15 protein-coding genes are annotated in these 14,137 nt (G+C 68.1%); 8 read left to right on the top strand and 7 right to left on the bottom strand.

What is annotated here, in order from left to right:
- Positions 1–75 precede the first annotated feature (75 nt).
- Positions 76–651 (top strand): DUF1285 domain-containing protein, encoded by a 576-nt coding sequence (locus tag C8N38_RS15260; protein ID WP_245895768.1) that lies wholly within the window; start codon positions 76–78, stop codon positions 649–651.
- A gap of 132 nt (positions 652–783) precedes the next feature.
- On the opposite strand, the gene polA is transcribed toward C8N38_RS15260, so the two are convergent.
- The 3 genes from polA to C8N38_RS15245 all read right to left on the bottom strand — a co-directional run bounded on the left by polA (position 784) and on the right by C8N38_RS15245 (position 4,668).
- Entirely contained in the window at positions 784–3,594 is a 2,811-nt protein-coding gene (gene polA, locus C8N38_RS15255) for a DNA polymerase I (RefSeq protein WP_108028057.1), read from the bottom strand.
- Between the two features lie 98 nt (positions 3,595–3,692).
- Positions 3,693–4,436: a DsbA family protein gene (locus C8N38_RS15250; RefSeq protein ID WP_108028013.1), complete on the bottom strand. Its 744-nt coding sequence runs from the start codon at positions 4,434–4,436 to the stop codon at positions 3,693–3,695.
- 19 nt (positions 4,437–4,455) lie between these two features.
- Positions 4,456–4,668, bottom strand: a complete 213-nt coding sequence (locus tag C8N38_RS15245) for a zinc-finger domain-containing protein (RefSeq protein ID WP_108028012.1) — start codon at positions 4,666–4,668, stop codon at positions 4,456–4,458.
- Between the two features lie 99 nt (positions 4,669–4,767).
- Between C8N38_RS15245 and C8N38_RS15240 the strand changes: the two genes are divergently transcribed.
- The 3 genes from C8N38_RS15240 to C8N38_RS15230 are packed head-to-tail and all read left to right on the top strand — an operon-like array spanning position 4,768 to position 6,739.
- Positions 4,768–5,712 (top strand): ABC transporter ATP-binding protein, encoded by a 945-nt coding sequence (locus C8N38_RS15240; RefSeq protein WP_108028011.1) that lies wholly within the window; start codon positions 4,768–4,770, stop codon positions 5,710–5,712.
- A complete protein-coding gene (locus C8N38_RS15235; protein ID WP_108028010.1) occupies positions 5,709–6,257 on the top strand; it encodes a pseudouridine synthase in 549 nt (182 codons plus the stop codon). Before C8N38_RS15240 ends, C8N38_RS15235 begins: the two co-directional genes overlap by 4 nt.
- Positions 6,258–6,280: 23 nt before the next feature.
- The gene (locus tag C8N38_RS15230; protein ID WP_108028009.1) at positions 6,281–6,739 is read left to right on the top strand and encodes a DUF2267 domain-containing protein; all 459 of its coding nucleotides are present in this window, start codon (positions 6,281–6,283) and stop codon (positions 6,737–6,739) included.
- Between the two features lie 15 nt (positions 6,740–6,754).
- On the opposite strand, the gene C8N38_RS15225 is transcribed toward C8N38_RS15230, so the two are convergent.
- Complete coding sequence (locus tag C8N38_RS15225; protein WP_108028008.1) at positions 6,755–7,120, bottom strand: HIT domain-containing protein; 366 nt, start codon at positions 7,118–7,120, stop codon at positions 6,755–6,757.
- Between the two features lie 32 nt (positions 7,121–7,152).
- Positions 7,153–8,727, bottom strand: a complete 1,575-nt coding sequence (locus tag C8N38_RS15220) for a DUF5928 domain-containing protein (RefSeq protein WP_108028007.1) — start codon at positions 8,725–8,727, stop codon at positions 7,153–7,155.
- A 120-nt stretch (positions 8,728–8,847) separates the two neighbouring features.
- On the opposite strand from C8N38_RS15220, the gene C8N38_RS15215 reads away from it, so the two are divergent.
- Positions 8,848–9,666 carry a sulfotransferase family protein gene (locus C8N38_RS15215; protein WP_108028006.1) on the top strand — a complete coding sequence of 273 codons (819 nt, stop codon included), beginning with the start codon at positions 8,848–8,850 and terminating at the stop codon, positions 9,664–9,666.
- A gap of 157 nt (positions 9,667–9,823) precedes the next feature.
- On the opposite strand, the gene C8N38_RS15210 is transcribed toward C8N38_RS15215, so the two are convergent.
- A complete protein-coding gene (locus C8N38_RS15210; protein WP_108028005.1) occupies positions 9,824–10,819 on the bottom strand; it encodes an adenosine kinase in 996 nt (331 codons plus the stop codon).
- On the bottom strand, positions 10,816–11,460 hold the full coding sequence (gene nth, locus C8N38_RS15205; RefSeq protein WP_108028004.1) for an endonuclease III: 645 nt from the start codon (positions 11,458–11,460) through the stop codon (positions 10,816–10,818). The genes C8N38_RS15210 and nth overlap by 4 nt, the downstream gene beginning before the upstream one ends.
- Positions 11,461–11,589: 129 nt before the next feature.
- On the opposite strand from nth, the gene C8N38_RS15200 reads away from it, so the two are divergent.
- From C8N38_RS15200 to C8N38_RS15190, 3 genes are all read left to right on the top strand, one after another.
- Positions 11,590–12,459 carry a methylated-DNA--[protein]-cysteine S-methyltransferase gene (locus C8N38_RS15200; RefSeq protein WP_108028003.1) on the top strand — a complete coding sequence of 290 codons (870 nt, stop codon included), beginning with the start codon at positions 11,590–11,592 and terminating at the stop codon, positions 12,457–12,459.
- Between the two features lie 131 nt (positions 12,460–12,590).
- Positions 12,591–13,256: a YiaD family glycine zipper/OmpA-like lipoprotein gene (locus C8N38_RS15195; protein ID WP_108028002.1), complete on the top strand. Its 666-nt coding sequence runs from the start codon at positions 12,591–12,593 to the stop codon at positions 13,254–13,256.
- Between the two features lie 100 nt (positions 13,257–13,356).
- The gene (locus C8N38_RS15190) at positions 13,357–14,127 is read left to right on the top strand and encodes an FCD domain-containing protein (protein WP_108028001.1); all 771 of its coding nucleotides are present in this window, start codon (positions 13,357–13,359) and stop codon (positions 14,125–14,127) included.
- The last annotated feature ends 10 nt before the right edge of the window (positions 14,128–14,137 follow it).

Here is a 14,137-nt window from a genome sequence, read left to right as displayed (position 1 = left end):
TCCTGTCCGGCTTACATGGACCATTATCGGCAGATATCCTGTTCACCTCAAATGGCAAAAAACCGACAGGGACAAATGATCGTGAAACCTGTTACCGAAAGCCTCGCCGAAGCGGCCCGCGCGGCCTCGGGCAAGGGTCTGCCGCCGGTCCATCTGTGGAACCCGCCCTTCTGCGGCGATATCGACATGCGGATCGCCCGCGACGGGACCTGGTTCTACCTCGGCACGCCGATCGGCCGGGCGCCGCTGGTGCGGCTGTTCTCGACCATCCTGAAACGCGAAGGCGACCGCCATTTCCTCGTCACCCCGGTCGAGAAGGTCGGCATCTCCGTCGACGACGCCCCGTTCGTTGCGGTCGATGTCGAACAGTCGGTCGCGGACGGCGAGCCGGTGCTGAGCTTCACCACCAATGTCGGCGACCGCGTGGAGGCCGGCCCGGGGCACGAGATCCGGGTGACGCGCGACCCAAGAACCGGCGAGCCCGCGCCCTATCTCCATGTCCGCGCGGGTCTTCAGGCGCTGATCGACCGCAAGAGCTTCTACCGGATGGCCGAGATCGGAGACACCGTCCGGCACGAGGGCCGGGATTGGTTCGGGTTCCGCTCGAAGGGCCTCTTCTTTCCGGCGATTCCCGCCGAGGAACTGACCTGAGCGCAGGTCATGCTGCACGCGCGGGACATGGGTATTTAAGCCAAGAAGAAACCGGGAACGGGTCTTCGTCAAAGCTCCCCGCCCCGGCAGAACCTATGGGCGAGGCCCCAATTCTTCGCAGAAGAATTGCGCCTAATGCGCCGCGGCCCAGTTCGGACCCTGCCCCGCATCGACGACCAGCGGCACGTCCAGCGCCACGGCAGGAAGCCCGGCGCGTTCCATGACCGCGCGCGCGCGGTCGGCCACGTCTTCCGCCGCCCCCGCCTCGACCTCGAAGATCAGTTCGTCATGGACCTGCAGCAGCATCTTCGCGGGCAGCCCCTCGATCGCCGCAGGCATCCGGATCATCGCGCGGCGGATGATGTCGGCCGCCGTCCCCTGGATCGGCGCGTTGATCGCCGCACGCCTGGCAAAGCCCGCCTGCGGCCCCTTGGCACCGATCTCGGGCGTATGGATCCGTCGCCCGAACAGGGTCTGCACATAGCCATGCTCTTTGGCGAAGGCGACCGTCGCGTCCATGTAGTCGCGGATGCCCGGGAAGCGCTCGAAATAGCGGTCGATGAAGCCCTGCGCCTCGCTGCGCGGAATGCGCAGGTTCCGGGCAAGGCCAAAGCCCGAAATCCCGTAGATCACCCCGAAATTGATCGCCTTGGCGCGGCGGCGGATCTCGGGCGTCATCTCGGCCATCGGCACGTCGAACATCTCGGACGCCGTCATCGCATGGATGTCCTGCCCCTCGCGGAACGCCTCTTTCAGGGCATCGATCCCGGCCACATGGGCCAGGATGCGCAGCTCGATCTGCGAATAGTCGAGGCTCAGCAACACCTTGCCTTCCTCGGCCACGAACGCCTCGCGGATGCGGCGCCCCTCTTCGCTACGCACGGGGATGTTCTGCAGGTTCGGGTCGGTCGAGGCGAGCCGCCCGGTCACCGCCCCGGTGATCACGTAAGAGGTATGCACGCGCCCCGTCTCGGGGTTGATATGGTCCTGAAGCGCATCCGTATAGGTCGATTTCAGCTTCGACAGCTGGCGCCAGTCCAGCACCCGCGCGGGCAGGTCGTGGCCCTCGGCCGCCAAATCCTCAAGCACATCGGCGCCGGTGGCATAGGCGCCGGTCTTGCCCTTCTTGCCGCCCGCGAGGCTCATCTTGTCGAACAGGATCTCGCCGAGCTGCTTCGGCGAGCCCACATTGAAGCTTTCGCCCGCCAGATCGTGGATCTCGGCCTCAAGCGCGGCCATCTTCTGGGCAAAGGCGTTCGACATCCTCGACAGCGTATCGCGATCGACCTTGATGCCATGCATCTCCATCTCGGCCAGCACCGGCACCAGCGGGCGTTCCAGCGTCTCGTAGACGGTCGTGACCTTGGCCCGGTGCAGCTGCGGCTTGAAGAGCTCGGCGAGCCTCAGCGTCACGTCGGCATCTTCGGCCGCATATTTCACCGCCTCGGCGACCGGCACCTTGTCGAAGGTGATCTGCGACTTGCCCGAGCCCAGCAGCGACTTGATCGGGATCGGCGCGTGCCCGAGATAGCGTTCCGACAGCGCATCCATCGAATGGCCATGCAGCCCGGCATGCATGGCGTAGGACATCAGCATCGTGTCGTCGATGGGCGCGACCGCGATGCCGTGGCGGGCGAGGATCTTGGCATCGTATTTCATGTTCTGCCCGATCTTCATCACCGCCGGATCTTCCAGCAGCGGCTTGAGCAGCGCCAGCGCCTCGTCCATCGGCATCTGCCCCCCGGCCAGCGCCGCCGAGCCGAAAAGATCGCCCTCGCCCTCGCGATGTCCCAGCGGAATGTAGCAGGCCTGCCCCGGCTCGACCGACAGCGAGATGCCCACCAGATCTACCCGCATCTCATCAAGCCCGGTGGTCTCGGTATCGACCGCGACCCGGCCCCGGCCCTGGGCGCGGCCGATCCAGACCTCAAGCGCGGCCGCGTGACGCACACACTCATACCCCTCGGGGTCGAACGGCAGCGCGGCCGGCGTCTCGGGCGCGGCGGGGTCGGCGGCGGCGGGGCTTGTCTCGGACAAGGCGGGCGGCTCGGCGCCCAGCGCATCGGCGACCCGCTTCAGCAGGGTGCGGAACTCCATCTGCGCCAGAAACCCCAGCAGGGTCTCGGCATCGGGGTCCTTCACCTCAAGATCGTCCAGGGTCTCGTCAAGCGGCGTCTCGGCATCGAGCGTTACCAGCTTTTTCGACAGCTCGATCTGGGCGCGGTGCTCGATCAGGGTCTGGCGGCGCTTGGGCTGCTTGATCTCCTCCGCCCGGTCCAGCAGCGTTTCCAGATCGCCATAATCCTGGATCAGCTGGGCCGCGGTCTTGATCCCGATCCCCGGCGCACCGGGCACGTTGTCGACGGAATCGCCCGCCAGCGCCTGCACATCGACCACCCGGTCGGGGCCGACGCCGAACTTCGCTTCAACCTCCTCGACGCCGATCCGCTTGTTTTTCATCGCATCCAGCATCTCGACCCCGTTGCCGACCAGCTGCATCAGGTCCTTGTCGGAGCTGACGATGGTGACCCGGCCGCCCTTCTCGACCGCCAGCCGCGCATAGGTGGCGATGATGTCGTCGGCCTCGTAGTTTTCTTTTTCGATGCAGGCGATGTTGAAGGCGCGCGTGGCCTCGCGGGTCAGCGGGATCTGCGGCCGCAGATCGGCGGGCATCTCGTCGCGATTGGCCTTGTAGTCGGGGTAAAGATCGGTGCGGAAGGTGTGGCTGCCCTTATCGAAGATCACCGCCACATGGGTCGGCGCATCCGGGCCGCGATTGTCCTGCACATATTTGTGGATCATGTTGCAGAACCCCGCGACGGCCCCGATCGGCAGCCCGTCGGATTTCCGCGTCAGCGGCGGCAGCGCGTGGAAGGCGCGGAAGATGAAGGCCGAGCCGTCGATCAGATGCAGATGGCAGCCGGTGCCGAAACCCTCGGTCATGTCGTTCTCCCCGTCGCTGGCCCGTGTCACTGGCCCGCCTGCCGGACCTGCCTGCGGTCTTGCCATGAAGCGCACGGCTTCGCCAGTGCCGGACGCGCTCAGCCGCAGGCGGAGCCGGGCGCCGCGCGTTCGTCGGCGATCAGCCGGTCCAGCATCGGCCCGTCGACCCCGCCAAGGATCGCCACGCGACCGACCACGAGACCGGGCGTGCCGACAAAGCCGAAAGCCGCGGCCAGCGCCCGGGCCTCGGCCAGCCGCGCCTCGGTGCGCGGATGGGCCATGTCCCGCTCGAAGGCGGCAATATCGAGCCCCATCCCGGCGGCAATCTCGCGCATGCCCCTGGGGGTCGGCACCAGCGCCCCGCCCATGGTGCGTTCCTGCCAGTCAAGAGCCGCTCCCTGCGCCTCGGCCGCCAGCGCCGCCCGCGCGGCCAGGACCGAGCCGTCCCCCAACAAGGGCAGCGGCTGCCAGGCGATGCGGATCGCGGCCGGCCGGCGCGCCGCGCGGGCGATCAGCAGGGGTGTCAGCCGCCGGCACCAGGGGCAGCGGATGTCGGTGAAACAGGCAACCGGCACCGCCCCGGGACGGTCGGGCGCGGGACCGAAAAGCGCGGCGCAGGGGTCTTCGGGCAGCGGTGGCGGGGGCTCGGCCGTCAAGCCGATCAGAGGCAAAAGCGCGGGGCCGGGCCTCGGCACGCGGCAAAAGCCGGGCAGGCCCGGCACCGGTTCGGTCTCGATCTCGGGAGGAAAGGCCCGGCGCCAGAGCCCCGGCGCGGCCGAAATCGCCGTCGTCACGCCTGCAGCGCCCATCACCCAGACCAGTCCACGGCGGGTGACGGTCATCGGACCCGTACGCCGTCGGTCAGGTCTTGACCTTGTCGGCGAAGCTCTGATGCACGAACTTGCGGTCGCAATAGCCGCATTCGACAAAGCCCGTCTCGGGCGGGATCGACAGCCAGACCCGCGGATGGCCCAGACCCGGCCCGCTGCCATCGCAAGAGACCCGCCATTCGGTGGTGACCGTCGTTTCGGGAGGAGTGGTGTCCTTGTCCTGTCCGGGGGCTTCTGGGGCCATGCGATTAAGCTCCGCGCGTTGCCGAGGCGACCGGATCGCCTTATGTCCGGGGCCATGATAGCGAATGAAGCGGCACGGGCAAGCGTCAGGGGCAGGGAAATGACTGGGAACGCGATCGAGATCGAGGGATTGACCAAGACCTATGCCGCCAGCGGCAGTCAGCCGCCGAAACAGGCATTGAAGGGCATCGACCTCGACATCCCGGCCGGGTCGATCTTCGGGTTGCTGGGGCCGAACGGCGCGGGCAAGTCGACGCTGATCAACATTCTGGCCGGACTGGTGCTGAAAACCAGCGGCAAGGTCAGCATCTGGGGCTTCGATCAGGACGTGAACCCGCGCCAGTCCCGCGCCTCGATCGGGGTGATGCCGCAGGAACTGAACATCGACCCGTTCTTCACCCCGCGCGCAGCCCTCGAGGTGCAGGCGGGGCTTTACGGCGTACCGAAATCCCAGCGTGTCACCGACCGGGTGCTGAAGGCGATCGGGCTTGAGGACAAGGCGGACGCCTATGCCCGGAACCTCTCGGGCGGCATGCGGCGGCGGCTGTTGCTGGGCAAGGCGCTGGTCCACCGGCCGCAGGTGCTGGTGCTGGACGAGCCCACCGCGGGCGTCGATATCGAGCTGCGCCAGATGCTCTGGGCCAATATCCGGCGGCTGAACGAGGAACAGGGCACCACCATCATCCTGACCACGCATTACCTGGAAGAGGCGCAGGAGATGTGCGGCGAGATCGCCATCATCAACCATGGCGAACTGATCGCGCGCGATTCGACCTCGGCCCTGATCGGGCGGATGGATGCCAAGACGCTGGTGATCCAGCCCGAGGGCGAGGTCGCGGCCCCGCCCGAGATGCCCGCCCCGGTCGAAACCTGCCTCCGCCCCGACGGCGCGCTCTGCTTCACCTATCGCCGGAGCGAAATCGGCACCGGCGCGGTGATCGAGGCGGTCCGGAACGCGGGCATCTCGATCCGCGACATCGCGACCGAAGAACCCAACCTCGAAGACGTCTTCGTCGCCCTGACCTCGCACAAGGGCGCGGCGTGAGCCGGGTGATCCTTTTCAACAAGCCCTGGGGGGTGCTGTCGCAATTCACCGATGACGGCCCGCCCCGGCCCGACCGTCGGACGCTGGCCGCCTTCATCGACCTGCCCGGGGTCTATCCGGCCGGGCGGCTCGACCGCGACAGCGAGGGGCTTCTGGTGCTGACCGATGACGGGCGGCTGCAGGCCCGGATCGCGACCCCGAAGGCAAAGACCGAAAAGACCTATTGGGCCCAGATCGAGGGCCTTCCCCCGGACGAGGCGCTCGAGGCGCTGGGGCGCGGCGTGACCCTGAAGGACGGGCCGACCCGTCCGGCGCGGGTCCGGCGGATCGACGCACCGGCCGGGCTCTGGCCGCGCGACCCGCCGGTAAGGGTCCGCAAGTCGGTGCCCGATTGCTGGATCGAGCTGACCATTTCCGAGGGCCGGAACCGTCAGGTCCGCCGCATGACCGCCGCGGTGGGCCACCCGACGCTGCGACTGATCCGCTACCGGGTGGGCGACTGGACCCTCGACGGGATCGAAACCGGGACCTGGCGCGCCGCCTGATCCCCCGCGACGGAGAGGCCCCAATGCCGATGCCCTGGACCTACCGCCATGCCTCGCGCGAATTCCGCGCATTTCTCGACGATGCCCGGGACCGGATGAACCTGACCTCCGACAACATGGCCTACACGGCGGTGGACGGCGTCTTCCAGGTGTTCCGGCGGCGGTTGACGGCGCAAGCGGGGCTCGATTTCGCCAGCGTCCTGCCGTCCGTTCCGCGCGCGATCTTCGTGGCGGGCTGGGACGTGACCACCCCGCCCCTGCCCTTCGCCGACCGCGCCGCGCTGACCGCCGAGGCGAAGGCCCTGCGCCCCCATCACAACCTGACACCCGACAACGCCATCGAGGCCACCGCCTGGGCCTTGCGGCGGGCAACCGATGCCCGGGCGCTGGAAGACGTGCTGTCCCGCCTGCCGCCCGAGGCCCGCGCCTTCTGGCATGTCGAGGTCGACGACCCGTCGGAGCTGGCGCCGCGGATCGTCTGAGCCGGGGGCCTCGACTCAGCCCTTGGCCAGCATCCGCCCCAGAACGCGCCCGCCGAGGATGTGCACATGCAGGTGGGGAACTTCCTGCACCCCATGCTCGCCCGCGTTCGAGATCATCCGGAAACCGTCCTCAAGCCCCTTCATCTCGCAGACCCTGGCGATGGTACGGGTGAAATCGACGATCTCGGCATCGCTCGCCTCGGCCGCGAAATGATCGTAGCAGACATAGGGCCCCTTCGGGATCACCAGAACATGCACCGGCGCCTGCGGCGCGATGTCGTTGAACGCAAGGCTCATCCCGGTTTCCAGCACGGTGTCGTTCGGGATCTCGCCCCGCAGGATCCGGGCAAAGACATTCTGGTCGTCATAGGCATAGGTCATGTCGGTCCTCACTCACGCACTGTCGGAAGGGCTCAATCGTCGAACAGGGTCGCCGTATCGGCGATCCCGCGGGCCGTGTCATAGGGGATTGCAAGGAATTGCGCCAGCACCAGCGCCGCCTCGCTGAGCTTCTGGCCCGGGGTCAGCCGGAACAGCGCCGGAAACCCGGCCGCCCTCAGCCGCGCGGTCTCGCGCTCCAGGTCCTGGGCCAGCGCCGGCAGCACCCGCGCGGCCACCCCCGGGGGGCTTGCGTCGGACAGAAGCCCCACCCGCCGGGCATGGCCCAGAAGGTCGGCCTGGCTGAATGGACAGACGATCTCGAGGATCCGCACGGTTGCACCGTCGGCCTGAAAATCCGCCATGATCTCCAGATCGGCCGGGTCGAGGCAGAGGATCAGCCGGTCGGTGCCAAGGCTTTCATAGACCAGCCGCAGAAAGGCGCGGCGGTGGCGGCTGCGCTTGGCCCGACTGCGTTCTATCCCGCCCAGATCGGGCAGGTCGACCGTCTCGTCATCGAAAGCGAAATCGGCGGAAGCCAGCCCCGTGGCCTGGCGCACCCGTTCGACCAGACGGCGTGCGACATGCCATTTCTTGCAGGTCACCAGCATCAGCTGGCGCCCCTGCCCCAGACCCGCGCCACGTTCCCAGGCGCGGCCGCCAAAGCGCTGTCCGATCCGGCCGCGCCCGGTCAGGAACCGGTGGATCTCGGGGCCGCCGCCCGAGGCCGCAGGCCCCCGATCGGCCGAGGCATAGACCGCCGCCAGCCGCGCCCGCAACTGCACGGCCTCGACCGAGATCTTGCGGGCGAAATAGCCCTCCTGCGCCACCAGCAGGTCGTAGTGGTCGTTGTAGAAGGTCACCGGCATCCCGTAATCGGTGAACATGAGGAAGGTCGGCGCGCGCGACCGGATCTCGGTGGTCGGCACCAGATGACGCACGAGCGTCTGGAAAAAGGTCTCGTCGGGGATCCAGCTGGTGCGGAAGAACCGGACCACATCGGACCGCCGCGCCAGGAAAGTCAGGATCGCCTCGACCGTAGACCGGCGCAGGCACCACCACTGGCTGCCGATCATCACCTGCAGATCGGCCGGCGGCGCCCGCCTGAGGCCCAGCGCCTTCTGCACCGCCATCGAGGCATAGAACAGCCGCCTCTGGCGGCGCTCGTTGAAGAGATGCCGGTAGATCAGCCGTTCGTCCTTCAGCCCGGTCCGGATCCAGCCCGACCGGAAGAAATCGACGCTTTCGATGTGATCCGACCCGCTGTCGTCCAGATCCGCACGCAGCCGCACCGCCGACTTGATCGGCAGGCAATCGCCCGAGAGCAGGTAAAGATGCGTGGCCTGGGGAAACGCCGCCAGCGCGGCGCGGGCCGCGTTCAGCGTCGCCTGCACCAGTGACCAGTCCCCCCAGCCACAGCGCACCCGCCGGGCGAAGACGACCGAGGCATTGCCCGCCAGGCCAGCGCGAATCGCGGCGAAATCGGCATCCGGCGCGCGGCGGTCCAGATGGACGGCGACCAGATCCCCCGCCGCCGTCAGCCGCCCGGCCAGAGCGACGATCGTCTCCGGGTCCCTGTGACAGAGCAGCAAATAGGCGACGATCGCCATCCAGATCCCCCGAACGGGCGGCCGCAGTGTCGCCGAGGCCGCATTTACCGATTATTACGGGCTCTGAGGACAGAAGTCACCGCAGGCGGTTCGGTTCCGCCCGCACCGACGAGGCGGAACATGGGCTTTCCCGGCACCTGGATGACCTTGAGCGAAAGCATGCTCTACCGCGTGGTGCCGAAATGCGCCTGCTCGACCATCGGCCAGATCATGTTTTTCTCGGATCACGGCCGGTTCTATGACGGCGATATCCACGATGCCGCCAAGGGCCTGCACAAATGGGCGTTCGAGGACAGCCAGCCCGCGATCGACCGCCGCGCCCGCGCGCGGGACACGCTGGCCTTCACCTGCGTGCGCAACCCCTATGCCCGGGTGCTGTCCTCCTTCTTCGACAAGATCTGCGGCATCCAGCGCAGCGGCACCCGCTACCGCGGCAAGCTGGTGCCGACGCTGATCGAAACCTACGGCATCGAGGTCGGCGGCCCCGACGGCCAGCAGGAATTCGACCAGATCTCCAGCTTCCGCCGCTTTCTGCTGTTTGCCCGCGACACGATCCGCTGGCGCCGCCCGATGGAGCCCGACATCCACTGGTCCGACATGTCGGGCCATGTGGCGACCTTCATCGCCAATGGCGGCCGCTACGACCGGATCTTCGCCACCGAATGCTTCGATACAGGGATGCAGGCGGTGCTTGACGCCGCGCCGGTCCGCCACCCGGTCGACCTCGCCCGCATCCCCCGCTTCAACGAATCCGAAGGTCACGGGCCGCGGCGCGCCCACCCGGTCGAGGCCTATTTCGACGATCTGTCGCGCCATCTCGTCTACGAGATCTATCACCGCGACTTCCGGCTCTTTCGTTATGACGCGGAAGACCCCGCCAATCAGCGTCCGCTGGGCGAGATCGACCTCGACGAGGTCCACGCCCATCTCGGCGACTGACCCCCGGGCTCATCCCGGCGCGGTCTTCTTCTTGGCCGAAATACCCCCGCCGGAGGCGCCGCGCGCCTGCGCGCGGCCCGGCCCAAGGCCGGACAAGCGGGGCGCGCGTAACGCGCGCGCCCCGAGCGGGCCGGGGGCGGGAGCGCCCCCGCCGCCTTCAGATCAGCCCGTGGGTGCGGAACAGCTGAGTCAGATCGGCCTCGGCGCGGGCGCCGATATGGCTGATGATCTCGCTGGCCGCCACGCAGCCCATGCGGCCGCAGCTTTCCAGATCGTGGCCCTGCGTCAGCCCCCACAGAAACGCCCCGGCGAACAGATCGCCCGCGCCGGTCGCGTCGACCACCCGGGTGTTCAGCGCCGGTGCATGCCAGCGCCCGGTCCCCGACAGGATATGGGCGCCATCGGCGCTGTCGGTGCAGGCCACCAGCCCGATCTCGGCCGCGGCCTGGGCCAGCGCGTCGTCGAAGACCTCGGTCTGGTACATCGACAGGATCTCGGCCCGGTTCGCGAACAGCAGGTCCACATCCTCGCGGATCATCCGGCGGAAGGCGTCGCGGTGGCGATCCACGCAGAACGGGTCGGACAGGGTCAGCGCCACCTTGCCGCCCGCAGCCTTCGCGGCCGAGATGGCCTTGGCGAAGGCCGCGTGGCTCTCGGCACCGTCAAAGCGGTAGCCTTCCAGATAGATCCACTCGGCATCGGCGATCTGCGCCTCGTCGATATCGGCCGCCGACAACCGCTCGGACAGCCCCAGATAGGTGTTCATCGACCGTTCGCCATCGGGCGTGACCAGAATGATGCAGCGCCCGGTCTCGCCCGGCTCTGCTTCCGGCGCCATGGGCGTCGCGAAATCGGCACCCTGCGCGCGCAGGTCATGGGCGAAGATCGCACCCAGCTGGTCGTCCTTGACCTTGCCGACATAGGCGGTGCGCCCGCCCAGATGCGCGATACCCGCGATGGTGTTCGCGGCCGACCCGCCCGAGATCTCCTGCGCCGGGCCGATCCGGCCGTAAAGCTCGACGGCACGGTCGGTGTCGATGAGCTGCATGATGCCCTTCTCGACGCCATGCGTGGTCAGGAAATCGTCTCCGGCATGGGCCAGAACGTCGACCAGCGCATTGCCGATGCCGACGACGTGATAGGTCTTGGTCATAAGGTCTTGTCCTCGTATGGGCAGAGATCCCGGATCGGGCAGGTCCCGCACATCGGCTTGCGTGCCTTGCACAGGTAACGGCCGTGCAGGATCAGCCAGTGATGCGCGTGGCGTTGAAATTCGGCCGGCACATTGTCCTCGATGGCGCGCTCGACCACCTCGACGGTTTTGCCGGGCGCGATCAGGGTGCGGTTGCCGACCCGAAAGATATGGGTGTCGACCGCCTGGGCGGGCAGCCCCCACCACATGTTCAGGACCACATTCGCGGTCTTGCGCCCGACCCCGGGCAGCGCCTGCAGCGCCGCGCGCGAGGAGGGCACCTCGCCGCCATAGTCTTCGACAAGGATCCGGCTCAGCTTGATGACGTTCTTCGCCTTGTTGCGAAAAAGCCCGATCGTGCGGATATGCTCGACCAGCCCCTCCTCGCCCAAAGCCAGCATCTTTTCGGGCGTGTCGACCCGGGCGAACAGCGCCCGCGTCGCCCGGTTCACCCCGGCATCGGTCGCCTGCGCCGACAGCGCCACCGCGACCAGCAGGGTATAGGCGTTGACATGCTCGAGCTCGCCCTTCGGTTCGGGCTCGGCCGCCTGAAAGCGGGCGAAGATCTCGCGGATCGTATGATAGGGCAGCGCCTGGACCATCGGCCTTCCTATGCCCGCACCGCAGGGCAGAGGCAAGGCCGCAGCGGGGCCGCCTTTTGGCGCAGCTTCCGGGTCGCGCGGGAGAACGGCCCGGCCTATCCTGAGGACGAGCACCCGAAAGGAAGGACCATGCCCAAGGACACGGACCGGGACGACAGCCAGGCCTATCATTTCTCGGTGATCCGGCGGGCCATCGACCGGATCGACGCGGCCGGCGCCGAGACGCTGCCGCTGGACGCGCTGGCGGCCGAGATGAACATGAGCCCCGCGCATTTCCAGCGCGTCTTCTCGCGCTGGGTCGGGGTCTCGCCCAAGCGCTATCAGCAATACCTGACGCTCGGCCATGCCCGCGCGCTGATGCGCGAGCGGTTCACCACGCTCGAGACCGCCGATGCGCTGGGGCTTTCGGGTGCCGGGCGGCTGCACGATCTTTTCCTGCGCTGGGAAGCGATGAGCCCGGGCGATTATGCCAAAGGCGGCGCCGGGCTCGAGATTCGCTGGGGCTGGGTCGACAGCCCCTTCGGCCCGGCGCTGGTGATGGCGACCGACCGCGGGATCTGCGGCATCGGCTTTGCCGCCGAAACCGGCCCGGAACCGGCGATGGCCGACCTGAAATCGCGCTGGCCGCACGCCAGTTTCGTCGAGGACCCGATGGCGCTGGCCCCCTGGGCCGAGGCCGCCTTCGGGCAGACGGGAGGCGAGGCGCGGCTTCACCTGATCGGCGCGCCGTTCCAGATCAAGGTCTGGGAGGCCTTGCTGGCCGTGCCCTCGGGCCAGGTCACGACCTATTCGGAAATCGCCCGCGCCATCGGCCATCCGGGCGCGGTACGCGCGGTGGGCACGGCGGTTGGGCGCAACCCGATCAGCTATCTGATCCCCTGCCACCGGGCCTTGCGCAAGACCGGGGCGCTGGGCGGCTATCACTGGGGCCTGCCCGTCAAGCGCGCCCTTCTGGCCTGGGAATCGGCCCGGGCCGAGGCCGGGGCGAACGGCCCCTGACCGCCTCCGCCCATCGGCCGTTTGCCGCCAGATCCGGCCCCCGGCCTTACGATCCCCCCTCGAAGACCGCGCCCGGCCGACTATATTCGCGGGCAACGGTCCCCGAACGGGACTCAAGCAGAGAGGCAGTCATGATCCGTGCCAGCAAACCTATCCTTCTGACCATCGCCGGGGCGCTTGCGCTGGGCGCCTGTACCGATCCCTCGGTCCAGACCGGCGATGCCCGGCAGCGCACCAAGGAAGGTGCCGCCATCGGCGCGGGCCTCGGCGCCGTGACCGGGCTCATTGCCTCGAACCGAGGCGGCAACGACGCCAAGAGCGCGCTGATCGGTGCGGCTGTCGGCGCCGCGGCGGGCGCGGCCATCGGCAACAACCTCGACAAGCAGGCCGCCGAACTGCGCCAGAGCTTCGACAACAACCAGATCGGCGTCGTCAATACAGGCAACGCGCTGATCGTGACCATGCCGCAGGATATCCTGTTCGACACCGACAGCGCCGCGGTCCGGTCCGGCCTGCGCGCCGACCTGCAGACGCTGGCCTACAGCCTGAACGACTATCCCAACACCACCGTCGACGTGATCGGCCATACCGACAATACCGGCTCGGCCAGCTACAACCAGCAACTGTCGACCCGCCGCGCCACCGCGGTGGCGTCGATCCTGACCGGCGCGGGCGTGAATTCCGGCCGCATCCGCGCCTATGGCCGGGGTGAGGAACAGCCCATTGCCTCGAACCTGTCGCCCGAAGGCCGGGCCCAGAACCGCCGGGTCGAAATCGTCATTCGCCCGATGTCCTGATGCGATACGCGACCCCGGGTCCGGCCCGGGGGCGCGGCCATTGCCGGCGGGCCTCCGCGGTCATATCTTCTGACCGGTTCAACGGAGACCGCGCGGCCCCATGCCCTTTCAGAAAGTCCTGCCCGAAAAGCTGTCGGAGGCGGTGGTGCGCCAGATCGAGCTTTTGATCCTGCGCGGCGTATTGCGGCCCGGCGAACGGCTTCCGGCCGAACGCGACCTTTCGGACCGGCTTGGCGTGTCGCGCCCCTCGCTGCGCGAGGCCATCGAGGCGCTCGAGGCGCGCGGGCTTCTGGTGCGCAAGGCCGGCGCCGGGGTCTTCGTGGCCGAGGTGCTGGGCGCGGCCTTTTCCGATGCGCTGGTGCGCCTGTTCGCCAGCCATGACGAGGCGCTGTTCGACTATATCGCCTTCCGCCGCGACCTCGAGGGGCTTGCCGCCGACCGCGCCGCCCGCACCGCATCAGACACCGACCTCAAGGTCGTCGACACGCTGTTCGCGCGGATGGAAGCCGCCCATGCCAAGCGCAACCCGGCCGACGAGGCGCGGCTCGATGCCGAATTCCACCTGTCGATCATCGAGGCCAGCCATAATGTGGTGATGACCCACATGATGCGGGCGATGTTCGACCTTCTGCGCGAAGGGGTCTTTTACAACCGTCAGATCATGTTTCGCCAGCGGACCACTCGGACGAGCCTGCTGGACCAGCACCGGGCAATCAACACAGCACTACAGGCCCGTGACGGCGCCGCCGCACGCGCCGCGGTCGAACGGCATCTGGACTTTGTGGCCGAGGCGCTGCGCGCCGATCAGGCCGTCGCCCGCAACGAGGAAGTCGCCCGCCAGCGGCTGGAACAGGCGCTGGGCAAGGGCTGACCGCGAGCTG

This window comes from Rhodovulum kholense (assembly GCF_003053725.1).
In the GTDB taxonomy this organism is placed as follows: domain Bacteria; phylum Pseudomonadota; class Alphaproteobacteria; order Rhodobacterales; family Rhodobacteraceae; genus Rhodovulum; species Rhodovulum kholense.
The sequence above is the reverse complement of the archived record's forward strand: the minus strand, read 5'-3'. Positions and strand labels throughout refer to the sequence as shown.